Source organism: Dictyobacter sp. Z7_2, from assembly GCF_057551105.1.
The window spans coordinates 1,354,733-1,378,925 of the sequence record NZ_BAAJPE010000002.1 but is presented as its reverse complement, the minus strand read 5'-3'; the positions used below and the strand labels follow the sequence as shown (position 1 = coordinate 1,378,925).

Genomic DNA, 24,193 nt, shown 5'->3' with positions numbered 1-24,193 from the left:
ATTGTATGGGAATGACCGACATAGTTAAAGCAGCGCAGATGATAACTCTGCGCTGTGATGCTTTGTGACTAGAGATGACTACTCACTATGCTGAAATCATTCCATGAGCACTTATCTCTCCCAATGGCCGTGTATGGATGTGACTGGCCGTTTGTGGTCCATAAACGGCATTCGTAATGACATCCGTATAGAGCTCAAGATAATTTTCTGACATAACTCTGGCAGAGAAGAAGCGTTCAACATGGTCACGCACAATTTGACGATCGATTTCGGATAGACGTGCCATGTAGGTAGGTATTTCAGCTACGTTTTTGGCAAGAAAACCGGTATGGCCATGATGAATAATTTCGGGAGCCGATCCATGAGCCAGCGAAATTACCGGACATCCTGTGGCCATTGCTTCGATCATCGCGATCCCAAAGGATTCTTCCGCCTCTGCCGTGTAAAGCAGTGCTTTCGCTTGATGCAAGAGATTGATTTTCATCTGTGGAGCATGAGGGCTCACATAACGAATGTGCTGCCCATCAATATGAGGCTCAATGAGGTGACGAAAGTAATTCATTGCTTCTTGATTGTATTGTTCTTTGGTCCCTATGAGAATGAGAGGTACCTGCGCCTTTCTAGCTGCTTCGATGGCTAAGTGAGCACCTTTTTCATGTGTAAAGTGTCCCATCCAAACGCAGTAGTCGCCAGTTGTACAACTGGTTGGTAGGTAGTCTTGTAGCCGCAGTCCATTGTAGATGGTCCCTACGATGTTTGATTTGTACGATGTTTGTCTATGTGCACTTTCACTGATGGTTACCAGTGACATGTGCTGAGCCCATTCCATAAAATAATGATCAGCATCTCCAATCCAGTTATCGCTTGTACGATCAAAAGGAAAGTGGCTGTGGAGCGTTGTGAGATGTGGTGTTGTCAGCGTGGCGGCCAGTGGAAAAATATACATGTCGTTGCTGGACGAGAGATGGGTATGGACAATATCGAAATTATGCTCGTTGACGTACTCAAAGGATTTGTGTAAATGATAGTATGCTTTGAGGCCAGCTTGCCAGGGCACTCCTTCCTTGATGAGCGACCTGGGGATAAATGAGATCTGTTTGGCGGATGTACGTGCATCTGCGGGCGCAAATAATGTGACATCGTGTCCCTGATCGACGAGCTCCTCGACCAGGGAATAAATAATATGTTCTGTATCTCCATAGTTCTGTGATGGGATAGTAATCCAGGGTGGTGCTATTTGCGCAATCTTCATGCTTTTCCTCATTTCATCGTCGGGGGGCTGACTCGAACACTTTTTATTTCCTGCGTGGTTTTGGGATGAAATAGCGCTGCCACATCGTGATAACGCAGTTCTGGTGATCCATAAATATCTATGGAAGTTTAATTGACTGCGATACATTTCTTGAACTTTGTACTTGTGGCATGATGTACATTGGCTTAAGTGATCTCTTGTATTAGCGGATGCATATACATAGACTAAGAAATTTCAATACTATTAATAAAGTTATTGGGTAAAATATAGTTACATAAAAGTTGAGACGAATGGCTCTTCAGCGTGACCTTTCTCTAATTTTGTGCGCACGTCGTATAATAGAGGTCAAGTTGTATCAAGGAGATAAAGTATGAAGTTTGGCCTTGCTCTACCTAATTGTCATGGCGATTTTGCTGATGTCCGTCTGGCTGCTGAAGTGGCTCATGAGGCCGAAGAGGCTGGATGGGATGGCATTTTTGTCTGGGATCATATTGGAGATAAATGGGGCGATGAAGTAAGCGATCCCTGGATAATCTTAGCCGCCATCGCTATGAGAACACAGCGCGTGAAATTAGGGACTATGGTAACCCCGATTACACGTCGACGTCCCTGGAAACTGGCGCGCGAAGTTGTTACGTTAGATCATCTCTCAAATGGGCGTATGATTTTGGGGATTGGGAGCGGTGGTGGCATTGAATATATCAACTATCATGAGGCGGCTGATCCTAAGACATATGGAGCCATGACGGATGAGGCACTGGAGGTTCTTTCATTGCTCTGGAGTGGCGAACGTATTTCGTATGAGGGTCAATATTATCAGATTGAACATGTTCGCCATCTGCCACAACCTCTACAGCAGCCTCGTATTCCAATCTGGATCGGAGGCGTGTGGCCGAATAAAAAGCCGATGCAACGTGCCGCTCAATGGGATGGGGTCTGTCCGATTGGAAAAGGACTAAGTATGACTCAGCAGATGACACCAGAACAGGCTTATGAGTGTTTTCAGTATGTGCGTTCACAACAAACTGAGGAGCAGCTGAGTCATCCTTATGCACGGGTACAGTGGGGAATACTTGAGGGGAAAGATAGTGGCTATGATGCGGCTCTTGTGGCTTCCTATGAGGAGGCTTCTGTGAACTGGTGGATTGAAAATATTAGTTGGGAACGCTGGACACTTCAGGAATTGCGCCCATATATCCGTCGGGGACCACTTGGGAGAGCCTAATCAAAGTAGCATCGGACGCTTGCGTACGATGTTTCAGTAACTCGTATGATATCGCTCCCAGGGCTGCGCGCCACGATCGGGTGTTTCGTACGTCGAGTGGAACATCGTACGCAAGCGTCCGACGCTACTTTTGTTGGTATATACGTAATGGTATGATCCGAGGGATATTAAATACGTTCTTCCTCTTTTTGCTCGCTTTTATTCAATTGCATGGATCTATTTTTGTTGAATAATCTACTATATTAAAAAAAAATAAAGAATTATGCGATTGTTCGTAAAAGTATATTCTTGTGAAGTGACTTGTGATATAAATGAAGGCAAGGAAAATTCCATCGGCACTATACCGATGTGTCTGCCATGAGGCTTAGCTCGCTCAATGGTATCATCTCCTTTTACAAGAGGTGATGGGGAGAAGGGAGTCCGCGCTCTCATTCTCTCCCTTTTTTATGTCAGCCAGATGTCGTACCGCTCTGATGCTAAATTGCTGAGAAAGTGTATTGACAACTAGCAAAGAAAGAGCTATTATAAGGACGGAAAGTTTATTGGAGTGTCGTCCAACGGTAGGACCTCTGACTTTGGATCAGGTAATCGGGGTTCGAATCCCTGCACTCCAGCCAAACAGAAAATCGGGCCTCAAGAAATCCACCTTATCAGGTGGTTTTTTTATGCCTTTTTCCATTTGATAGAGAAGAACTTTTTACGTCTGGATTTATTATGAGGAGTAAGATTGATGCTGGTACTTTTAAACTCATCAATGTCTTGCAGCCTTGTTTAACTTGACACTGGTTTTGTTAAGTGTTAATCTTAGCTGGAAGTATTTTATAACGATTAGTAATAATCGGTGTAAGTATACATAGAAATATACTTATCGCATGTACGCGAGGAGGCTGAGCAAATGTATCGGTTTAATGGTCAGCCAAACCAACCTGGAAATCCACGTAGAGGAAGAGGTTTTCTCGGTTTCCCTTGGTGGTTATTCTTTGTCTTCTTTTGGGCAGCACCTAATCACCTGTGGTGGCTCTTTATGGTGGGTGGTTTTGTTGCGCTTATTATCTATATGGTTGCGCGTTCGAATAATTCGCCATCGTGGATGGGAAATCAGCAAAGATATAACCAGCAGCCTTATCAACAACCATATTATCAGCCGTCTCAACCATCGCAGGAGCAGACTGCTTCACAAACACCGTATTATCAGCCAACGCCTGGATCAGAGGCCTCACAAACGCCGTACTACGAGCCTTATCAGCAAGGCTATCAGTATCAACCATCAGCAGAGGCAGATGCCACTCCTGAGGGGCCTTATCACATACCTGCTGAGCCTCTACAGGAAGAATATGAGCAGCCAAAGGCAGAATATCCTCAACAGATGCCTCCTATGTAAAGCAGGAGAGCATCTGCTCTTTTTGATACATTCCAATGACACGCTTGATTGTCCATATGCGTAACATGTTTCTGCTTTTCCGGAGAAAGAAGAAATAGGTCATGATAGGTATCATCATTGCCATTTGCCTTGGTATAGCGGTCGGAGTTAGCATTTTTGCCTTCCTTGGCCTTTCACAGCGCTCGATCCCTCCTACCCCACAACTTACCCCGCAACGTTTTCAAGCATTGTGTCTGCATCTGACAAATGAAGCAAGCATTCGTCAACAACTTCCTCAGAACAAGATACAGGCTATTAAGCTTTTCCGCGCAGAGACTGGTGCAAGCTTGCGCGAAGCGAAAGAAGCAGTCGAGTATATGATTGATGAGCAAGTCTATGATCTTAATAGATTAACGCCCGCTCAGATAGGGTCACAAGACGATATCACGGCAGAAACATTAGCGCTTCTCAAATCTGGTGGTAGCAAAATAGAAGCTATCAAATATTATCGAGATGGCATGCATGTGGGATTAAAAGAAGCAAAGCAAGTCGTGGATCGTTTGGGTTGGCATACTACTTCGATGCCATTAGAGTCCAGCCCGATAGATGTGAGCCAGAGGATTGAAGCTGAAAAACTTCAGTCTTTGATCCAGCAGAAAAAGAAGATTGAAGCTATTCGTTACTATAGGGAAACAACCGGGATAGGACTAAAAGAGGCAAAAGAGGCTGTTGAATGGCTGGAAGAAGATATGGCTCAACGAGGTCTTATGTAGATACATTTTATATCTACATGCTCAGTGAACTCGCTCGGTGATTGTAGAACAAGTTCACTGCAAGTGCCAAATGATTGAGCTCACAATGGTTTAAGGAATCACATTTGTTTCCTGATCCAATGCCAGAACAAATGTGGCCAGGAGTTCGGCCACCTCATTAATATCTTTGAGGGAGACGATCTCAGAGCCAGTGTGTAGATAACGACAAGGGATGCTGACAAGGGCTGTGGCTACTCCTCCACGCACGACCTGGATCGCGTCTATGTCTGTTGATGTACTGGCCGCTTGTGGATCAATCTGCCAGGCGATACCTGCCTCATCTGCGGCTTTAATGAGAAGCTGATAGACACGTGGATTGATATTACCACCGATCGAGAGTACTGGCCCACCGTTTAATTTGACATCACCTATCTCTTTTTTAGAGGTGCCTGGATGATCAGATGTAAAAGTGACGTCAACTGCGACCGCTATTAATGGATCAACACTGAACGCAGCTGTCCGTGCTCCACGTGATCCCACCTCTTCTTGAACGGCCGAGACAAAGAATACACTGGCTTTTAACGCTGCACGCTTCTCATGGAGACGACGCATCGTTTCAACGAGAGCAAACACACTGGATTTATCATCCAGGGCGCGTGAGACGATAATATCCTTCTGCATATGCTCTAATTGAGCTGCGCGTGTCGCAACACTTCCCAGAGGGACAAGCTTTTTAGCCTCAGCTTGATCGGCTGCTCCGATATCGATCCAGAGATCATCGAGGTTAGGACCTTTTCCACGCTCCTCGCGGCTTAACGTATGAATAGGTGGACGTCCAATCACTCCCAGGATAGGTCCAGTGGGAGTATGAACATGCACGCGATTGCCTGGCAATGTCGAAGGATCGAAGCCTCCAATGGGAGCAAAATAGAGGAAGCCCTGGTCATCGATATAGCGGATGAGAAAACCAAGTTCGTCGGTGTGAGCCGTGAGCATCACACGAGGACTGCCTTCAGGATTTAGGGCGGCGATGACATTACCATGAACGTCGGTACGTACATCATCGACGTACTGTTGTATCTCATCACGAACGACCTGCTGAGCTGGTTGCTCAAAGCCGGAAGGGCTGGGGCTGGCAATCAGCCGTTCTAGAAACGCGACACGTGACTCGTCCATCACTTATCCTCCCATCATAAACCACTAATAAAAAAATCATAGCCTGTCCGTTATAACTGACATCCTCATCTGCTAGTATAACAAGAAAGAGCCCGATGAAAACCATGCCTGCTGGGCGGTTCTCACCGGGACCTCACGTTTCTCTTTATTCAATTATGACAGAATAGACATAGTAAGTTATACACACGTATCAACGCACAAATTGTTTTAATACTTCATCAACACCAGGATGAGATCGATTTAACCGGAGATCTTCTGCACCTGTGGCATCGGTCTGGACGAGCAGAATATTCTGTTGAACACAGTTATTCAGGAGCTCGCGTGCAGACTCGCGTGTCAGGCGCCCACGAAAACGATTCTTCGGGTTGACAGGATCACCAATGAAATTCGATACCCCGATAATTGTACGCCAGGACCAGTTGCGGTCGATATAATCAAGAAACTGTAGAAATTGCGGATCAAGTACATCCATAGGGGGATTGCCATAGGGAGACTGATAGGTTCCGCTATTGCTAAAGTTGATGGCGGGCATAGAGCCAGCGGTACTCGCCGTGAGCGGATTGCTGCTTGGCGACATCTGGATAATAGGCAATTGTCCAGTAATACTGCTCACCCCACCTGGGACTAGCGGTACAAATTGATTGGCACTACTGATGAGATCTCGGCTGACGGTTCCTGGGATACCAACAACAATAACAGTTTTGTTTAAGCGTAGCTTTAAACGGGCACTGATACGAGTAAAATCTTTATCGCCAGTCATCAAAACAAAAGTAGAAATGGTAGGGCGATCAAAAACAGTTTCAATAATATCCATCAACATATTTAGATCGACAGTGCTCTGCACAACCGTGCTTTGGACAATAGTATTATTGCCAGGGTTGACGGCAGGCATGTGTCCAGTATTTCCAGTATGCTGAGCATTATTTGAATATCCTAAGGGACCAGTGTTGCTCTGACCGAGCGGGCCAGTCGGGTTGGCTTGACCATAGGAATTTCCATAGGGTAATTGACGATAGGGTTCGCGCTGTTGATCGTCGGCAATGGAATACTGATCATCGGAGGATTGATCCTCGTCGTGCAGAATATTCTCATCGAGATCATCATGCAAGGGGAGTGACGTTTCGGCTTCAGTAGACCACCCATTATTGAGCATTCCCGGTTGAATCGCAGGGAGAGAACCAGAATTACTTGTGACATTGGAGGGCCACTGTCGGGGAAGCGCGCCAGTCCCTTGCTCAGCAATATAGCCTGAGGACCCAAGAGAGCCAGTGGGGGTAGAATTAGAAGAGTAATGAATCGTCCCCATACGGATACGATCCCTCTGCTTGGCAGGGCAATCGACGCGGTCGATCATCGCTGCTGTAAGACTTCCCTTAAATGGTTCTGGTTGCCGAGACCAATCCGCATAAGCGCGGGCGACCATAACAGTTCCATAGCGACGAGCGACGGCGATCAGCTCTTGTGGGTCGGGTTCGCGTCGCTGTATATTTAACATACTGTAACGTATGTTCTCAAAATCGATGAATAAAGCAATATCTTCGGGCACAACCTTCTCCTCTCATGGGGAGAAACCGCGCAGGCCAAGATTTATGATTGTTCAGGTGCTCGGATTACCTAGCAGTGTTATCCTCTAGCTATGAGCATATCATACTTTATGGTTAAAGTCGAGAGTCTGCGCTTTACTTTGTATACATACTATGGTATATTCTGTAGCTAAGAAAGAATCTCAAGAAACAAAAGATTTTGGATAGATGGAGCTTATACAAGTTAATCAGATAGAAGAAAGGTTTTGACCCGTGGCTTGCATGGCAAGTATTCTTGACGGGAAATAGACCATACTACATACTAATTATCCAAGATCTGGCTTCTGGCATAGAACGCTTCCAGCAGTGAGAACGTCAGCCTCAGAAAACCAGCCCCACAAGTGATCATTTGGAAGAGACTATACGTTCATTGTATAGAAATAGAATGATCGTCGTCCAGCCAAACATTGATAGAAATACCTCCTCGTGTTGAATATACACTCGCCGCGAAAGGGTGTGACATAAATGTTCGTGATCGATAGGATGCGGGACTACGGAAAACAGTGGTTAATAGTTAAGTAAGTAGATCGCATTGCTTAAACCGATAAGTAGTCAACTTCCCTATCCACATATTGTGAAGCTAGAAGAACCGAGGGAGACCCCCGGTTCTTTCTCTTCATAACATCCCAGATGAATTAAAGTGATGCTCCAACTAATTCGCGGTGATGCTCAGAAAGAAAACGGCTCAAGATACCAGTATTTTGTGTGCTGGTAACATCTTCAACCCGACCTTCTGATCTATCCACTAATTCATACAAACTAGCGATGTCATAGCGTATCTGTGCTTGTAGTTGGCCATCACTACCGAATCCTTCTACAAAGAGACCGTCCTCTTCTTCATGTATTGCGATACTCTTTACATCAATCTGATCGAGAACCTGACCAACTGCATGTAAGATGTTCGCATAACTGAACGTGCCCGGCATTTCTCCCTCCCTAAATAATTGGAAGAAAAATTTTCTATTACTGAATAGTTCCTCTTCACGACTACCTTGTCACACTGCAATCCTCCACAATTTTGCTCGGTGGATTGTCAGGCTCCATACTACACTCCGACAATTTTAGCATAACAATCTTTAAACGTCAAGTTACCGTTTCGCGCCCATCTCACTGGCTAAGGCGCCTGTTGTAGCCCATGTATTGCGAATAGGTGTATTTGCTGCTTCTGAATTTGACTCGTTGGTGTTGAGTATTTCAACCGCCTTGAGACGCCAGAAGCGGGCACTTGCGGGTCGCTTTAATGAGAGATGCTGTGCTAATTCTTCATCGGTCATATTCATATTAAGTTTAAGGGCTTCGATCGTCATATGGAGTTTATCGGGATTTGTCTCATTGAGTGCTGATGTGAGGGTGGACGTTTTTGTCTCTTTTGCTGCGTTGTCACTTGCCTCTTCATCGACAGCGACAAACTGGCCAGTAATCGCGTTTTGATTTTCTTGCTTGGTATGTATCTGTGGGGCGAGCTCTTCGGTATCGCGCGAGGGAGTGGCTACCTCTTTGCTGGCGGGATTGAGATGGGAAAGGTTGAGCGTTCTGGTGGTTAAGGCTCTATGAACTGCTGCCAGTGGAAATTGGCTCTGTTTCTCGCTTCCGCCTGAGGCGAGTAACTGCTGGCTGAGTTCTGCCTTGTTTTCAATCACTGCCTCCGAAATATTCTCAGCCATCATTGTATAGACAATTCCGAGCAGTGGGAAGGAGCTGGCCATAAAGGGGAAGAGTTGTATCAGCCAGGGAGCAGTGGTCTCGGCTGCACTGAGCATCGAAACGCTATGAAACTGTTTGGCGTAAGCCCAGTTGATGATCCATGAGAAGACGGTGCAGATTACAATCAGCAGCCAGTATTGCCAGACTGCTTTGACTGAGCGATAACGACGATAGCGTTGGAAGGCTGTGTATGAAAGAAGATAAATAGTGACATCAATACTAATAGCGATAGCATAGCTAACTCCCCACCACCAGATCCCCTCGGGACCCGACGATGGCTCAAAGGATGCAAAGAAATAAGCTACATGAGGGATCGACGCTGCTAGGAAGACTGCGAACGCGGTCCAAAAAAAGTATTTCATATAAAACAATATCCTTTTTAGATCTGCTTATAGCAGTATAATTATATGTATACATGAATCGTACTCAGCAGTTAGAAAGCCGTCAATCCTATTTAGTACAATCTGGCTAGAAATGAATCAATTGCCCCAACCTCTTGATGGCAGGATACCGATAAGATCCAATATGTGCGTGCGATCAGCTCTGAAGGGGGCGATCAATCGGGTCCAAAGAAATGTCGATGCGGTAAATCTGGGATCAGAAAAAGCTTTTTCCAGACAATTGGCCTAATTGGTCAATAAAGGTGTTGACAAATTTGTGGTTGTGTGGCATATTGTGTGAGCGCCGCACGAGAGCGATGCGGGCCGCAAGAGTACACTAACAACTAAAGATATATCATTTCTTCAATTTTGCTGAGCACAATGTGTGGTCAGCCGAAACTGAAGCAGAGGATCGAAAGTTTTTATCACCAAAAGATAAAATGTCAAGCATTCAAGACATGACAAAGATGTAGAGAACAAGCTACACAGAGTACGAGGTGGATGCCTTGGCGCTGAAGACCGAAGAAGGACGCGGAGACCGGCGAAACGTTTGGGGGGAGCTGCATGCAAGCGATGAGCCCCAAGATTCCGAATGAGGCAACTCTTCCAGAGTGATGTCTGGAAACCGCCTGCTGAACACATAGGCAGTGACGGGGGGCAGTGGGTGAACTGAAACATCTCAGTAACCCGACGAAAAGAAATCAACCGAGATTCCCGTAGTAGTGGCGAGCGAACCGGGAGCAGCCCAAACCGGAGGTTCTTCGGAACATCCGGGGTTGTAGGACCGATATCAAGCAATGATGAACTACTCGAAGGCGTTGGAAAGCGCCACCAGAGCGGGTGAGAGTCCCGTAGAGGACGGTTTATTAACGTGGATCGGTATCCTGAGTACCACGAGGCACGTGAAACCTTGTGGGAAGCTGGGGGGACCACCCTCCAAGGCTAAACATCTTCAGCGACCGATAGCGAACAAGTACCGTGAGGGAAAGGTGAAAAGCACCCCGAGAGGGGGATGAAAGAGACCCTGAAACCACGTACTCACCAGCAGTCAGAGGCCACTGTCTCTTGCGAGACCAAGGGCTAATGGCGTGCCTTTTGTAGAATGATCCGGCGAGTGCATCGTCGTAGCAGGTTAACCAACGGTATAGTTGGGGAGCCACAGAGCAATCGAGTCTGAATAAGGCGAACGTTGCGGCGATGCGACCCGAAACCGTGTGAGCTATCCATGAGCAGAGTGAAGCGGATGTGACAGTCCGTCGAGGCTCGAACCCACCAGTGTTGCAAAACTGGGGGATGACTTGTGGATAGGGGAGAAATTCCAATCGAACACGGAGATAGCTGGTTCTCCCCGAAATGTATTGAGGTACAGCTGCATGATTGAGAACTATCCTGGAGGTAGAGCACTGAATGGGCTAGGGGCCTTTTGCGGGTTACCAAACCCAACCAAACTCCGAATGCCAGGACAGATTGCATGCAAGTGAGACAGTGGGGGCTAAGCTTCATTGTCGAAAGGGAAACAGCCCAGACCATCAGCTAAGGTCTCTAAATATGCGCTTAGTGTCAAAGGGAGTCATTTCGCCCAAACAGCCAGGATGTTGGCTTAGAAGCAGCCATCATTGAAAGAGTGCGTAATAGCTCACTGGTCGAGTGGAGTGGCACCGACAACGTATCGAGGCTCAAGCGCGTTACCGAAGCTATGGAATTTTCTCTTGTTTTCGAATGAGAGAGGGTTGGTAGGGGAGCGTTCTGGAGGCAGAGAAGCCAGATCGAAAGAACTGGTGGAGCGTCCAGAAGTGAGAATGCCGGAATGAGTAGCGTCATGTCTGTGAAAACCAGACACACCGAATGCCTGAGGGTTCCTGGGCACCGTCAATCGTCCCAGGGTGAGTCGGGTCCTAAGCCGAGGACGTCATAGTCGTAGGCGATGGAAAGCAGGTTGGACATTCCTGCACCGGAGTACTTCGTTATGAGCAATGGGGGGACGCGGTAAGGAAGGTGAGCCCATCGAATGGACAGGATGGGTCTGTACATGGAAGCGCGACGCCGAGGAAAATCCCGGAGTCCTGTGTGTGACCAGTGCAGCGAGCGGTCGCAAGACTGCGGAAGTCATTGAGCCCTACGCCGCCAAGAAAAGCCTCTCGCCAGAAGCCTACTCCGCCCGTACCGCAAACCGACACTGGTAGGCAGGGGGAAATCTCCCCAGGTGATCGAGCGACCCTCTGTTAAGGAACTCGGCAAATTGACCCCGTACCTTCGGAAGAAGGGGTGCCCTAGTAGCGATGACCTTCGGGTTGGCGTGAGGGGGTTGCAAGAAATTGGCTCAACCGACTGTTTACCAAAAACACAGGTCTCTGCGAACGCGAAAGCGGAAGTATAGGGGCTGACTCCTGCCCAGTGCCGGAAGGTTACGAGGAGCGGTGATCGTAGCTGCGAATCTAAGCCCCGGTGAACGGCGGCCGTAACTATAACGGTCCTAAGGTAGCGAAATTCCTTGTCGGGTAAGTTCCGACCCGCACGAAAGGAGTAACGAGTTGAGCACTGTCTCGACAGAGGACTCGGCGAAATTGAAGTACCCGTGAAGATACGGGTTACCCACGACAGGACAAAAAGACCCCGTGGAGCTTTACTACACCTTGATCTGGATACGAGGTGGATCGTGCGTAGCATAGGTGGGAGTCGGAGAACCTATCCTTGTGGGGGTAGGGGAGACAGCAGTGAAATACCACTCTCGATACAGTTTGTGTCTCATGCGTCACCGTGATCCGGGACGCAGACAAGGTCAGGCGGGTAGTTTGACTGGGGCGGTCGCCTCCCAAAGCGTAACGGAGGCGCCCAAAGGTTCCCTCAGGGTGGATGGACATCACCCACAAGAGTGTAAAGGCAGAAGGGAGCTTGACTGCAAGACGGACAGGTCGAGCAGGGACGAAAGTCGGGCTTAGTGATCCCACATTCCCGAGTGGAAGGAGTGTGGCTCAACGGATAAAAGCTACCCCGGGGATAACAGGCTTATCTTGCCCAAGAGTTCACATCGACGGCAAGGTTTGGCACCTCGATGTCGGCTCGTCGCATCCTGGGGCTGGAGTAGGTCCCAAGGGTTGGGCTGTTCGCCCATGAAAGCGGCACGCGAGCTGGGTTCAGAACGTCGCGAGACAGTTCGGTCTCTATCCGTCGTGGGCGTAGGAGAATTGAGGGGCGTCATCTCCAGTACGAGAGGACCGAGATGGCTTGACCGCTGGTGTGCCAGTTGGCCTGCCCAGGCCACAGCTGGATAGCTATGTCAAGAAGGGATAAGCGCTGAAGGCATCTAAGCGCGAAGCCGCACCCAAGATGAGTTCTCCCAACACTTTCGAGTGTTTAAGATCCCAAGCAGACGACTTGGTAGATAGACGACACGTGGACATCCGGTAACGGACGGAGCGAAGTCGCCCTAATGATCGAGCGGCTTGTTTCACAATTGTATCTTCATCATGGACTTTGAATGCGGGTTCTCTGCTTCAGCAATTGGCTGACAGCACGGTGCTCGGCAAAATTGAGCAAATGGTATATCTTTTAGTGTATTTTAAGATAAAGGCCAGTAATGAGTAAACATATTGTTTTACATTGCTGGCCTTTGTTCTATGCATCGAGCTTGTATATCTTCCTTTTCTTGAGATAGGAGAATACCACTACGCGTTGGGTCAGCTACGAAAAAATTGTCTCATCTCCTGATCAGTGGCATCTGGATGAAGCTGATTATCGCGCTCTTGAAAAAGCACCCTTTACATTGTCAGCGCGTAACGTATTTCTTTTTGTACCTCTATATCTGCCTCCGTCTCCAGAGCCTGTTGTAGCGAAGCCAGCGCTTGTGAGCCGCCGATACTTCCTAGTGCCCAGGCAGCATGTCCACGAATCAATGGCTCAACGTCATGCAGTGCAACGCTTAAAGCTGGTATTGCTTGTGGATCTTTGCTGTTTCCCAGCGCTACACAGACATTGCGTAACAATCCATGTCGCTTCGCACGTTTAATTGGGCTACGTCGAAAGCGCTCACGGAACTCCTCCTCGGTCAGAGAGAGCAGTGGTATCAGTTCGGGACTATCTCTCACTGCCGGACGAGCCAGGAACTCGCTGTGGCCCTGAAAACGCTGTCCGGTGGGCTCTTGCGTTGCGATTGTCATATCGCGTTTTTTGATCGCTGTCAAAGTGATCAGTGGCCTACCATCTGTATTGCGTAGCCCTAGACGTTTCTCCGCCAGCTTATTTACAGGACACACCTCCTGGCAGATATCACAGCCAAAGATGAGATTGCCCATCAGCGGACGAAACTCCAGGGGGATGCTACCGCGCAGCTCTATGGTGAGATAGGATATGCAGCGTGTGCTATCGAGTTCATAGGGATTGGGGAAGGCTGCTGTAGGACAGGCATGCAGGCAGATCTCGCAACTTCCGCAACTCGCCTTTAAGGGGGCGTCAGTCTCCAGGGGAAGGTTGGTGACAATCTCTGCGAGAAATACCCATGATCCCCAACCTTTCGTTAAAATATTTGTATTCTTGCCATACCATCCCAGGCCGGCACGTTGTGCGGCGGCTCGATCGACCATACGCCCGGTATCGACAAACAGGCGTGCCTCGATAGCTGTGGAGTACTCTTCGCGTGCGTACTCGTTGAGCCAGAGGGCAAATTGTTTGAGCCTGGGCTTGATAATATCATGATAATCATCTCCCCAGGCGTAGCGGGAGATGCGCCCGTGAGGCACCGTCTCCTCGATCTCTGCTGGGATCTCAGTGAGATAACTCATTGCCAGGGTGATAATTGATCTGGCTTCGGGTAGGAGTGCATCTGGATGGCAGGAGACTTGTGCTCTTTCCGCTGTGAACCATGGCAATCCATCAAACATGCCACGTTCAATACGTTCCTGAATCGCCAGTTGAGCTTCTGGAAACGCCTCGGCACTGGTAATTCTGGCTGTTGCGAAACCTAATGTATAAGCATATTCTTTAATTTTTTGAGTATCTAGCATAATATCCTATACTATCATTATCCTGCAAATGTAAGATATATCCAGTTTCAGTTCGTGATATCTTGCGTGTGCAAATTCCACCAGGTGATAGCCGTGAAAATGAGCAGGTAGGCCAGGATAACCAATCCGGCATGGAGATCTGAAAGCGAAGCATGACTTTGTCCTGTCAGGTAACTCTCTTGATGAGAGTTAAATGCGATCAGGTTGTTGCCAATGAAGTAGTCAGGGATCGCGAGTAAAAAAGCGCCAAAGGCATTATCAAACTGGCTTGCTACTATCGAGAAGACGGTGGATATGCCCCCTTCCAGAAACCACCAGATCAATACTCCGGCGACTCCAGCGGCAGTGGTTTTACCCCAACTGGAGAGGCTGATAGCGAGGACGCAGTAGGTAAAGAGGCTGAGTGCTGTTGTGAATACATAGAGTACTGTGTGCAAGATCTGAGCGCCTGTCAGAGGGCTTAGAGCGATCATATGGCCTTTGATGAGGCTAAGTAGCGTCCAGGTTATAGTGCCGATTACTAGCAAGGAGATAAGCCCGATACAGACGCAGATAAGCATGGCTATTATCTTGGCAAGCAAAAATTGGAGACGTGTTGGCCCACGGCTCAGCAAGAGACGGATGCATCCTTGCGAATACTCTCCTCCTACGATTGTGCTGGCCAACACAATGAAAAGTAGTGTACCTATGAAGTTCGTGGCCGTAATTGTGATGAAGAACGCATTTTGTAATGATGGTTGAGCTGCAGTGAAGTTGTCGCTGAAGATCACCGCTAAAATAATGGTTATGATGGCAATCATAGCCAGTACCCGAGACATTTTACGGCGGCGAATTTTGTAGAGTTCTCCGGCAATGGCGCGGCTGAGGACGCTGATAAAGTCCTGGCGGCCCATGATGACATGTTTGTTACGAGCTGGGGCTGGTATTGGCTGTTCTGTGATCGAAGGCGACACATCGCTCATCGTTGCGCTCCTTTTGCACTGGCGTCTGCTGTAATGATGGTTTCCGGATTGTCTGCTGGGATGGGGACGTTGCCTTTGTTGGGAAGTGCTGTTGCCTGCAGATAGACCGCCTCTAAACTTCCTTCCAGTGGATGTATCTCGGCTGCAAATAAGTCATTGTGGGCTAACAGTTTGTTGATCTCTGATGATCTTGTGTTGGGAGCATCGATCAATAAGATTGGTTGTCGTAACGTGTTGTGTTCAATTGTAATCTGTGTCATCCAATCGGCCCCTTGCTCTTTATGTTGCTGCAGGAGTGTATATGCCGCTTGCACTTCCTCTGCCTGGTTCATGCGTATCTCGATCTGTTCTTTTTCCCTCAACAATTCTTTGACATCTCCCTGCCTGACCAGATTTCCTTTGCGCAGAATTGCGACACGATTGCAGACCTGTTGCACTTCAAATAAGATATGGCTGGAGAGAAAGATGGTTTTTCCTAGACCCGCAAGACGTTGAATGAGCCGACGGATTTCAATTACTCCCGCTGGATCGAGTCCATTGGTTGGTTCATCGAGCATGACAAGCTCTGGATCTGACAACAAGGCTGCTGCAATCCCCAGGCGCTGCTTCATTCCTAGCGAGTATTTGCTATAGATGAGCTTTTGGTACTGTCCTAACTCGACGATATCAAGCACCTCCGTATAACGTCGATTGTTAGCCGCTCCCAGCATCATGCCGGAGTTGGCCGCAATCACGCGCAAGTTATCGATGCCTGAAAGATAAGGATAAAAGGTGGGCGTTTCAACGATAGCGCCGATGCGTTGCAAAATGGTGGGAAGCTGATAAGCGTTATCCATGCCAAAAAGCACTGCTCGACCAGCTGTAGGATGAATAAGTCCTAGTAACATACGAATCGTCGTCGTTTTTCCTGAACCATTAGGCCCCAGAAAGCCAAAGACATCACCACGCATCACCTGTAAATTGAGATCATTGACGGCTACTAGATTTCCAAACGCTTTGGTGAGTCGTTGCGTGCTGATAACTATTGGATTGTCGTATGCGGGAGTGATATCGCTCACTGACGACTTCCTCTCTCTGTCTGCTGATGCTGTATAACAAATATAATTATATTCTTCCTTTGCGAATAGTATACGGTTTTTTGACGCTCCATGGCTATGTTGCCGTATGTCGTAATGTGTTCTAGCTGGCATAGGTCTGTGATTTTACCTGGACGTAAGGTTTTTGTTCTGACATGCCCTCTTCTTGTTCCGGCGACTGGCCTTATGCTATAATCTGACAAGTAAAAGCGTGTCATCACGATATGCACATAGCAATGCCGAGCGTGCTAGCCGCGCAGCAAAATGCAATTATGTTTCCACAAGTATTGATCGACTTTTTTCAAAAAAGACCTAAATAGATTGTACTGTTGATGGTGGCATAAGCTACCAGCGCTGTCTCCCCTGTCCGGGTGCTAGCATTACCTCTCAACCTGGTAGTTGAGTGCCCGGTGTCCAGGAAAGGACTTTGTAAGATGATTGATCCCGATAGCGAATTGGAAGCTCGATATCGTTCGGTAACGGTAACGCCGGACTGGTATCAAACAAATATTCCTTGTCAGGTAGGTTGTCCAGCCCATACGGACGTATCCACCTACATTGGTCTCATTTCGCAAGCTCGTTTTGATGAAGCATATTTGCTTAATCGTAAGGCAAACGTTGTCCCAGGAGTGCTGGGTCGTACCTGTGCACGCCCGTGCGAACCTGTTTGCCGCCGTAATAAAGTTGATGGAAAACCAATTTCTATTTGCTGGTTAAAGCGTGCCGCCTCTGATCATCGCGAATATCGCCATCATGCAGAGCGACCACCAGTGACGAAAGATAAAAAGGTAGCAATCGTTGGTGCTGGCTCTGCTGGCCTGGCCTGTGCTCGTGACTTGCGCGAACTGGGCTATCCAGTAACTATCTACGAGCAGTATCCGACTGCCGGCGGCGTGATGGTGAATGGTATTCCTGTCTGGCGTCTTCCTCGCTATGTTACTACGGAAGAATGCGACGAGTATATGGAAGACATCGGCGTTGAGATCAAATATAACACCCGTGTTGGTCGCGACGTGCAGGTGACAGATCTCCTAAGAGATTATGACGCGGTCTATCTGGCGGCCGGGTGCTATATTCCAAACGCATTGACTGGTCCCGATAATAAAGTGATCAAAGGTGCTGATTACGAAGGCATCATGGATGGTATTCGCCTCCTGCAAAAGACGAATTATGGTGAGCCTGCCTATATCGGGAAAAAGGTAGCTGTCCTTGGCTCCGGCTTTACTGCGATGGACTGCTGCCGTACTGCTATTCGTTTTGGCGCTGAAAAAGTCTATATCATGTACCGTCGTTCTAAAGAAGAAGCCGGTTCGGACGAATATGAAGTTGATGAAGCAGTATTCGAAAATGTCGAATTCAACTATCTGGTTTCTCAGCTGGAAGTGACGAGTGAGGATGGCATCCATGTAAGTGGCATGCGCTTTGTCCGCAACAAGTTAGGTGATCCTGACTCCAGTGGTCGTCGTCGTCCAATAGCCATTCCAGGGACCGAGTTTGAGATCGATGTAGATACTGTTATTCCAGCCTTTGGTCAGTATAGTGATGTGTCGTGGTTGCAGACTGAGGAATTAGGCCTCGAAGTAAATCGTTGGGGTGTTCCTCTGCTGGATATTGATACCTGGATGACGAACCATCCTGGTCTCTTTGCTGGTGGCGATTTTACTCAGGGGGCACGTAATCTGATTTCGGCGATCGGCGATGGCCGTGACTCGGCGTCAGCGATCAATCGCTATCTGGGTGGTGTCGATGAGCCCGCTGAGCCCGCTGAAGAAGTTGAATTACCAGACTATCGTCGTGGTATGGTTGATAACTATGAGTCTATCCCTCATCAGATGTTGCCCGCGCTTCCTTTGAAGAATCGCTATAGCCACACGCGTGAGACAGAGACCGGTTATACGCCAGAGCAGGCTGTTATTCAGGCTCGTCGTTGTCTCCAGTGCCAGCTGAATATTATGATTGACCCCTCAATCTGTATTCTTTGCTCGGGTTGTGTCGACATTTGTCCTTATGACTGTATCAGTATGGAAGGTCTCTCACGTGTCGTGAAGCAAGATCCTCTCCACGAGGATGCTGCTAGCTGGACCGGCGGGGCCGATATGATTATTGACGAGGAGAAGTGTATTCGTTGCGGATTGTGCATCGTACGTTGTCCTACGGATGCGATCTCGATGGTACAGTTTGAAGTGGCCAGCCCCAATGCACGTTGGACTGTGTCAAAAATACCGATGATCAACGTTAACTAATACAAGATGAGAAAATGCAGGATGCACTCTTCGCATCCTGCATTTTTTATTGGAAGAGTGATTACCTGACTGGTTTTTATATTTGCCGTGATCTATACGTCATATATATAAATAATCTGCATGATAAGAGGGTATTGTGTAGGTTATCATCTCTCATTAATGCCTTAATTGGACTTTGAGGAGATGCCAGTTGATCTTAAAATTCTCATCTGGTACGCACAAAACTCGAAGATTTGTTCTTGAACAAATGGTAGAGAGAGTAAATTTGTGCGAAAGAAGCATAAAAATGTATGGATAAAATCTCTACATTTTTCAATTGTTAAATGGCAGAGAACAGAAGGTTAACAGAAGTATTTCTGCTCTGATTATCCATAGAGAAAGCAGTCATGGTACAAGATACTGTAAATCTCATACTATAGTATTATTGAGTTCATGTGGGCATATTCTATTTGCCCATTGATCCATACAGCGTAGTATATTGTTTATCTACTCGCTCTATAGCTACCGAGCAAATAGGGTCTTGACAAGTGGGGCCATATTACGCAAAATTGAGAAAAAGCCATCTTCCTGAGAGATAAGCGTTGATCTTGGACGTATATTAACTATGGATGTGGCAAGTGTACCAATGGTCTCTATATATTCTTCTTCCCTCATGTGAGTACTATGCTGGCGAAGGCAAGCAGGTGCCATACTCACTCTGTTGAATGATATATGTAGGTCTGCAAGGAGCGATAATGGTGCGACACGAGTGGTCCGATGAGGACCTGGCACAAAAGCTGCATGAGAGAAATCCGGATGCTCTAGAAACTCTAATTTCCAGATATTCTCGTGAAGTTTTTTATTTTATTCGTTTGGTTCTTGACAACGTTGGCGTTGCGCAGGATGCAGAAGAGTGTGTGAATGATTTATTTGTTGCTGTCTGGCAAGAGATTGACTCGTTTGATGCTATGCGTGGCACTTTACGTACCTGGCTTACTATGCGTGCAAAATACATTGCGTTAGATCGCCGACGGCAGTTATGTCGTCGTCAGGTGCATAACATCCAATCTGCTGATGAAATCAGACAATGGGGATCATCAGAAAACAATGGAAATCGTAAACTTTCTGGCTGGGGGTATGAATCAGATGCTCGTGTCGTGTTACCACCGCATCCAGAAACTAGTATGGAAAATTTGCTAGAGCAGAGCGAAAGGCGTGAAGAATTACGTCTTGCGCTGGCGACGTTGCCCGAACTTGACCGTTTTCTCATCTATCATCGCTATTTTAAGTTTGCTAGCACTGAGGAACTTGCGGCAAAAACGAGGCTCAGTCGCCATGCCGTTGATACGCGACTCTGGCGAGCGCGCAAAAGCTTACGCGAGGCGCTCAAGGAGCATGCCCATGAGTACGAGCGAATTTGAGGAAGGCCCACCTGCATCCAACACACATGAAGAGATCTTCTGTCTTCCCAATATGGAAGGCCTGTTCCCTGCTGACTTCACTGTGGAAGAGGTCGAGTTTGCATGTGAACTAGATGCCTTATTTTCCCTGGAACAAGAAAATTTGCCACCCTTGTTTGTACAAACGCTGGTTGAAGGTGATGATCCCCGTTATCAATCTGTCGAGAGTGGATTTGAGTTGAAGACACGTGCCAGGGTGTTTCGTCGTCTTCAGCTTGAACGGCGTTTAGATCTCTCTGTGCGCCCCAGCATCCGAGAAATCCTCCAGACAAGAACAGTTGCGGCTTCACGCCCGTTGCTGGCTTTTTGTGCATCCTGTCTGTTTTTTGTGTTAATGACAATTGCAGCCACGGCTCCGGCCTTCGCATCGGGTTTAAATTACCTTTTGTCTGGAGCGCATAGCGGTGTGGTGCTGGTTGATCAATCCCCCGTTAAGACCTCTGCGCAGGCTTCCGAACAGGAAGGTACAAGAGAAGACACACAAAAGATCAGTTTTGTGACTGCACAGCAACGCCTCCATTTTTCAGTCTCTGTACCTGCATATGTACCGGCCCGCTATAATCAGAGTAATTTTTATCTCTATGAAGGGAATAATACCTGGGCAGATGGTCCAATTATGGTCGTCGAGTATACCTATGCTTTGCCCGGCGTTGCTCCTAAGCATATTACGATCTGTGAATTTAAGCCACTTGAAACTGTCTACCTTGTGGTTAAGAATGGGGCGGCCAAACGCATTGCTGTAAACAATGGCAATAATGATACTGCGATCTATGTGGAAGGTCATTGGACAGATACAGGCACATCGAGTCCTACCTGGGTCTATAACGATCGTAGCGAACTCATTGATGAAAATAATGGTGTGGTTTTCTGGATCGTTGGTGATCCTAGCGATGGTATCAACAATGCGGAACTGACGTCTGTGGCGAACTCGCTGCATGAGCTTGATTGGCGTGATTTTGATCATATCGGTGGGCATATTGCCCAGGTGATGCAGAGCGAAGAAAACACTCCCGACTTGTTTGCTGACGATGTCATTTATCTGGATAATCCCGAGAATCCTGATGGTCCGGCTTTTAAAGTGGTCGGTGCGACTTCTGATCAACCGCGTCCGCATAACGCAGTCAATAATCGGACTCCTTTCGCACATTAGAGTTGAGTGAGGAGTCAAGTTTCTAGCCTGTCGGTTGTACTGATAGCCTCTGATAAAAGTTTGTATGCTGATCAAGGAAGAAAGTATATTTCATCTTGATCAGCATACAAACTTTCTTCCTATTTATCTCACCATAGTACGTCTCCACTGAATCAAATGCGGGTTTTGGTTCGTATAGTATACGGTTGAAATTTGCTTGTCATATAACCATAAGGAAATATAGATAGAGAAATTGTGTGCGAGCTTTTTCCCTGTTGCAGCGTTTATTATAGAGAGTGGATGTCGTCCTTGAGGTTTTATACGGGAGGCGTCTGGATGAAAGATGACCATAGTTATGTCACTAGACAACGACCTGTATCATCTGGTATGCTATCTAAAGTAGATAGAGAAAGCGTATACAGGACTTGCATTAGCCGTCTTCTCTTGCGACGATGCTGGGGGAGCTTGTAATAGGACCTCGAAGAGGAGGAATATGAAAGTAGTAACAAAAGTGAGAATGACTCGATCTCACGGGATTCCTAAACTACGGGCTCTTCGTCAGAAGAAGGGTTTGAGTTTGGGTCAACTGGCTGATCTATCTGGCCTTCGTCGCGATACTATCACTCATCTTGAGACAGGACGCGAAGAGGCACAACCCTATCACGTACGTATTTTAGCACGCGTGTTAGGCGTCCCAACTCTGGAGCTGGTCTCGTAATCAAGTTGGATCGGATTGACGTTAGGGCATCTATTAGATGTCCTAACGCGTCATTCTTTTTATATAGAACATGATTTGCCCGTTTTGGATGGCTACGATGAGATAGAGCCATCTGAAATGGGCAATTTTTTGCTCATTTTGTCAGTGTATTACCGCAGAGGGCTGGAATATATTCCTTCTAAAGAACGAATATTATCCTGATATTAAAAGTATCTTGCGCATATATGTATATATTTGTATAATGTTGGCGAAAGACCATGAATTATTCGTAGGAAGAGCAGAGGCAGACGATTGCGCATGTCGTGGAGTATGGTCGAAAGGTGTTAAAGGAAAGGAAGTGCTCTCGTGTCAGCTTATCAATCTTCTGATGATCCATCTATTGCCCATAATATCTTTGGGGCTGGTCAACCGTTAGAACTTATCCGTAGTAGTGAAGAGATCCGGAACTTTACCAGGATGATGGGAGATGATCCACTGGCTGGTTTCCCCGCTGTTGAGTCGATCCATGTGGCGCTTAATCTGCCTTGCGGCCCTGGAGATTGGGCGATTGATGTTGCGTATCGCTATCCACACATCGAGGTAGCCGGTATTGATGAATCCAAACAAGTTATTGATTATGCTCTCGCCCGAGCTCACAATCAGGAATTAAAGAACCTTTCTTTTGGAACTATGGATCTGCTTAGTCAATTGGATTTCTCCGATAATACCTTCGATATTATTTATGGAAGGTCTTTTAAAGAATTTGTGCGGAGAGATCAGTGGCATGGGATGCTGCAAGAGATGCTGCGTATCTTGCGTCCCAATGGAGTATTTCGGTTAGTGAGTGCCGATCTGGTTGCTACCAACAGTCTGGCATTTCAGACGATTAATAAGTATGTCTGTATGGCATTGCATCAGATGGGCTTTGGCTTTTCTCCTGACGGCTATAGTATGGGAATTGCTACAGTGATAGAGCAACTGATGCGTAAGGCTGGGTTTTCTGAGATTCGCCTGGTGCCGTACGTGCTCAATTTTTCAGCTGGAACCTATTATTGGAATTCTCTCTACCAGCGTTTTGATATCATCAGGAGTAATTGTACGTCACCATTGTTGCAACAAGGTCTGTCGGATGGTGATATTAAGGATCTGTTTCAACTGGCCCATCTTGAAATCATGGGCGAAGAATTTTGTGGTATTCAGTATCACTATGCCGTCTACGGGACAAAAAAGGTGTAATGTCATCGGTACTCTGTGCCAGAGGATGTACAGAATATCAGCTCATATCTTTGTCTTTGAAATCTCTACCATCTATGCTATGCTACACAGCGTATTTATATGCGTGTAATATATATCTTCTGTTTTATCATGAAAGGAGATCTAGATGGCAGATGCAGTACAGACAAAGACTGCTCTGGTTACAGGTGGATCACGAGGAATCGGTGCGGAGACAGTTCTGGCCCTGGCTCGTCGTGGATATGATGTGGCCTTTACCTATCGCAATAAGGCATCGCGAGCGCAGGAAATCGCATCCCAAGTAACACTGCTGGGAACGGATGCGCTCATCCTCGGCTGTGATATTGCACATGCTGAGGAACGGAAGCAGCTTTTTGCACAGCTCCAGCAGTGGAATGCTCAATTGGACATCCTGGTCTTGAATGCCTCAGGTGGCCTGGAGAAGGATGTGTTGGCTATTGATCCTGAATATCCGATGCACATCAATCATGATGCTCAGATAGCCCTGGTGGACCTGGCATTGCCAATGATGTCTGCCGGTGGTGTAATCGTATTTGTTACCAGCCATTGGGCGCATCTCTATGCACAAAACATCGCCCAAATTCCTGCATACGAACCAGTTGCCGCATCAAAATATGCTGGCGAGCAAGCATTACGCCTTCGTCAATCTGAATTTTCGCAACAGAATGTGAAGTTGATTATCGTGACTGGCGATCTGATCGATGGGACGATTACTCCAAAACTTCTGGAGCGTTCCTCTCCAGGCTTATCGGCTAATCGCTCGACTCTGGTTGGCTCTTTGCCGACAGCAACTGAGATGGGTGAAACGATCGCAGTTGCTGCCACTGATCCTGCTTTATCCACGGGCAGCATCGTTGTCATTGGAGGTTCGTTAGAGTCCTTATTGCATACGCAAGTCGGATGACCATCTGTATGGACAGTTGGATGAAGCACATGTATGCGTGTGCAATTGATCCGCGAC

General features: G+C 47.3%; 17 protein-coding genes, 1 tRNA gene and 1 rRNA gene. 11 read left to right on the top strand and 8 right to left on the bottom strand.

Features of this window, described 5'->3' with window-relative positions; translation table 11 throughout:
• Nucleotides 1-85 precede the first annotated feature (85 nt).
• Nucleotides 86-1,252, bottom strand: a complete 1,167-nt coding sequence (locus AC27N8_RS19115) for a glycosyltransferase (RefSeq protein WP_487068987.1) — start codon at nucleotides 1,250-1,252, stop codon at nucleotides 86-88.
• Nucleotides 1,253-1,622: 370 nt separating this feature from the next.
• On the opposite strand from AC27N8_RS19115, the gene AC27N8_RS19110 reads away from it, so the two are divergent.
• From AC27N8_RS19110 to AC27N8_RS19095, 4 genes are all read left to right on the top strand, one after another.
• A complete protein-coding gene (locus AC27N8_RS19110; protein ID WP_487068986.1) occupies nucleotides 1,623-2,477 on the top strand; it encodes an LLM class flavin-dependent oxidoreductase in 855 nt (284 codons plus the stop codon).
• A 543-nt stretch (nucleotides 2,478-3,020) separates the two neighbouring features.
• Nucleotides 3,021-3,094: transfer RNA gene (locus AC27N8_RS19105), tRNA-Gln, on the top strand.
• A gap of 278 nt (nucleotides 3,095-3,372) precedes the next feature.
• Nucleotides 3,373-3,858, top strand: a complete 486-nt coding sequence (locus AC27N8_RS19100) for a hypothetical protein (RefSeq protein ID WP_487068985.1) — start codon at nucleotides 3,373-3,375, stop codon at nucleotides 3,856-3,858.
• Nucleotides 3,859-3,959: 101 nt separating this feature from the next.
• Nucleotides 3,960-4,610, top strand: coding sequence for a ribosomal protein L7/L12 (locus AC27N8_RS19095; RefSeq protein ID WP_487068984.1), 651 nt, complete (start codon nucleotides 3,960-3,962; stop codon nucleotides 4,608-4,610).
• Between the two features lie 90 nt (nucleotides 4,611-4,700).
• Here AC27N8_RS19095 and AC27N8_RS19090 read toward each other — a convergent pair whose 3' ends face one another.
• From AC27N8_RS19090 to AC27N8_RS19075, 4 genes are all read right to left on the bottom strand, one after another.
• Nucleotides 4,701-5,765 carry a M42 family metallopeptidase gene (locus AC27N8_RS19090; RefSeq protein WP_487068983.1) on the bottom strand — a complete coding sequence of 355 codons (1,065 nt, stop codon included), beginning with the start codon at nucleotides 5,763-5,765 and terminating at the stop codon, nucleotides 4,701-4,703.
• Between the two features lie 190 nt (nucleotides 5,766-5,955).
• The gene (locus AC27N8_RS19085; protein WP_487068982.1) at nucleotides 5,956-7,311 is read right to left on the bottom strand and encodes an NYN domain-containing protein; all 1,356 of its coding nucleotides are present in this window, start codon (nucleotides 7,309-7,311) and stop codon (nucleotides 5,956-5,958) included.
• Between the two features lie 672 nt (nucleotides 7,312-7,983).
• Nucleotides 7,984-8,274 carry a hypothetical protein gene (locus tag AC27N8_RS19080; RefSeq protein WP_487068981.1) on the bottom strand — a complete coding sequence of 97 codons (291 nt, stop codon included), beginning with the start codon at nucleotides 8,272-8,274 and terminating at the stop codon, nucleotides 7,984-7,986.
• A gap of 162 nt (nucleotides 8,275-8,436) precedes the next feature.
• A complete protein-coding gene (locus AC27N8_RS19075; RefSeq protein ID WP_487068980.1) occupies nucleotides 8,437-9,414 on the bottom strand; it encodes a hypothetical protein in 978 nt (325 codons plus the stop codon).
• A gap of 492 nt (nucleotides 9,415-9,906) precedes the next feature.
• Between AC27N8_RS19075 and AC27N8_RS19070 the strand changes: the two genes are divergently transcribed.
• A 23S ribosomal RNA gene (locus AC27N8_RS19070) occupies nucleotides 9,907-12,883 on the top strand.
• 307 nt (nucleotides 12,884-13,190) lie between these two features.
• Here the strand turns inward: AC27N8_RS19070 and queG are convergent.
• The 3 genes from queG to AC27N8_RS19055 are packed head-to-tail and all read right to left on the bottom strand — an operon-like array spanning nucleotide 13,191 to nucleotide 16,452.
• Complete coding sequence (gene queG / locus AC27N8_RS19065; protein WP_487068979.1) at nucleotides 13,191-14,432, bottom strand: tRNA epoxyqueuosine(34) reductase QueG; 1,242 nt, start codon at nucleotides 14,430-14,432, stop codon at nucleotides 13,191-13,193.
• A 47-nt stretch (nucleotides 14,433-14,479) separates the two neighbouring features.
• Nucleotides 14,480-15,394, bottom strand: a complete 915-nt coding sequence (locus AC27N8_RS19060; protein WP_487068978.1) for an ABC transporter permease — start codon at nucleotides 15,392-15,394, stop codon at nucleotides 14,480-14,482.
• Nucleotides 15,391-16,452 (bottom strand): ABC transporter ATP-binding protein, encoded by a 1,062-nt coding sequence (locus AC27N8_RS19055; protein ID WP_487068977.1) that lies wholly within the window; start codon nucleotides 16,450-16,452, stop codon nucleotides 15,391-15,393. The genes AC27N8_RS19060 and AC27N8_RS19055 overlap by 4 nt, the downstream gene beginning before the upstream one ends.
• A gap of 452 nt (nucleotides 16,453-16,904) precedes the next feature.
• Here AC27N8_RS19055 and AC27N8_RS19050 point away from each other — a divergent pair, with 452 nt between their 5' ends.
• From AC27N8_RS19050 to AC27N8_RS19025, 6 genes are all read left to right on the top strand, one after another.
• Complete coding sequence (locus AC27N8_RS19050; RefSeq protein ID WP_487068976.1) at nucleotides 16,905-18,713, top strand: FAD-dependent oxidoreductase; 1,809 nt, start codon at nucleotides 16,905-16,907, stop codon at nucleotides 18,711-18,713.
• Nucleotides 18,714-19,447: 734 nt separating this feature from the next.
• Complete coding sequence (locus AC27N8_RS19045) at nucleotides 19,448-20,113, top strand: sigma-70 family RNA polymerase sigma factor (protein ID WP_487068975.1); 666 nt, start codon at nucleotides 19,448-19,450, stop codon at nucleotides 20,111-20,113.
• A complete protein-coding gene (locus tag AC27N8_RS19040; RefSeq protein ID WP_487068974.1) occupies nucleotides 20,094-21,302 on the top strand; it encodes a hypothetical protein in 1,209 nt (402 codons plus the stop codon). The genes AC27N8_RS19045 and AC27N8_RS19040 overlap by 20 nt, the downstream gene beginning before the upstream one ends.
• Nucleotides 21,303-21,774: 472 nt before the next feature.
• Nucleotides 21,775-21,999: a helix-turn-helix domain-containing protein gene (locus AC27N8_RS19035; protein WP_487068973.1), complete on the top strand. Its 225-nt coding sequence runs from the start codon at nucleotides 21,775-21,777 to the stop codon at nucleotides 21,997-21,999.
• A 345-nt stretch (nucleotides 22,000-22,344) separates the two neighbouring features.
• Nucleotides 22,345-23,214, top strand: coding sequence for a class I SAM-dependent methyltransferase (locus AC27N8_RS19030; protein ID WP_487068972.1), 870 nt, complete (start codon nucleotides 22,345-22,347; stop codon nucleotides 23,212-23,214).
• Nucleotides 23,215-23,359: 145 nt separating this feature from the next.
• Complete coding sequence (locus AC27N8_RS19025) at nucleotides 23,360-24,136, top strand: SDR family oxidoreductase (protein ID WP_487068970.1); 777 nt, start codon at nucleotides 23,360-23,362, stop codon at nucleotides 24,134-24,136.
• Nucleotides 24,137-24,193 lie beyond the last annotated feature (57 nt).

What these genes read in the sequence shown, in the direction of transcription:
- AC27N8_RS19095 (WP_487068984.1), top strand. Translation starts at nt 3,960, where the DNA reads ATGATAGGTATCATCATTGCCATTTGCCTTGGTATAGCGGTCGGAGTT.
- AC27N8_RS19050 (WP_487068976.1), top strand. Translation starts at nt 16,905, where the DNA reads ATGATTGATCCCGATAGCGAATTGGAAGCTCGATATCGTTCGGTAACG.
- queG (WP_487068979.1), bottom strand. Translation starts at nt 14,432, where the DNA reads ATGCTAGATACTCAAAAAATTAAAGAATATGCTTATACATTAGGTTTC.
- AC27N8_RS19060 (WP_487068978.1), bottom strand. Translation starts at nt 15,394, where the DNA reads ATGAGCGATGTGTCGCCTTCGATCACAGAACAGCCAATACCAGCCCCA.
- AC27N8_RS19090 (WP_487068983.1), bottom strand. Translation starts at nt 5,765, where the DNA reads ATGGACGAGTCACGTGTCGCGTTTCTAGAACGGCTGATTGCCAGCCCC.
- AC27N8_RS19115 (WP_487068987.1), bottom strand. Translation starts at nt 1,252, where the DNA reads ATGAAGATTGCGCAAATAGCACCACCCTGGATTACTATCCCATCACAG.
- AC27N8_RS19035 (WP_487068973.1), top strand. Translation starts at nt 21,775, where the DNA reads ATGAAAGTAGTAACAAAAGTGAGAATGACTCGATCTCACGGGATTCCT.
- AC27N8_RS19045 (WP_487068975.1), top strand. Translation starts at nt 19,448, where the DNA reads ATGGTGCGACACGAGTGGTCCGATGAGGACCTGGCACAAAAGCTGCAT.
- AC27N8_RS19110 (WP_487068986.1), top strand. Translation starts at nt 1,623, where the DNA reads ATGAAGTTTGGCCTTGCTCTACCTAATTGTCATGGCGATTTTGCTGAT.
- AC27N8_RS19075 (WP_487068980.1), bottom strand. Translation starts at nt 9,414, where the DNA reads ATGAAATACTTTTTTTGGACCGCGTTCGCAGTCTTCCTAGCAGCGTCG.
- AC27N8_RS19040 (WP_487068974.1), top strand. Translation starts at nt 20,094, where the DNA reads ATGAGTACGAGCGAATTTGAGGAAGGCCCACCTGCATCCAACACACAT.
- AC27N8_RS19080 (WP_487068981.1), bottom strand. Translation starts at nt 8,274, where the DNA reads ATGCCGGGCACGTTCAGTTATGCGAACATCTTACATGCAGTTGGTCAG.
- AC27N8_RS19100 (WP_487068985.1), top strand. Translation starts at nt 3,373, where the DNA reads ATGTATCGGTTTAATGGTCAGCCAAACCAACCTGGAAATCCACGTAGA.
- AC27N8_RS19025 (WP_487068970.1), top strand. Translation starts at nt 23,360, where the DNA reads ATGGCAGATGCAGTACAGACAAAGACTGCTCTGGTTACAGGTGGATCA.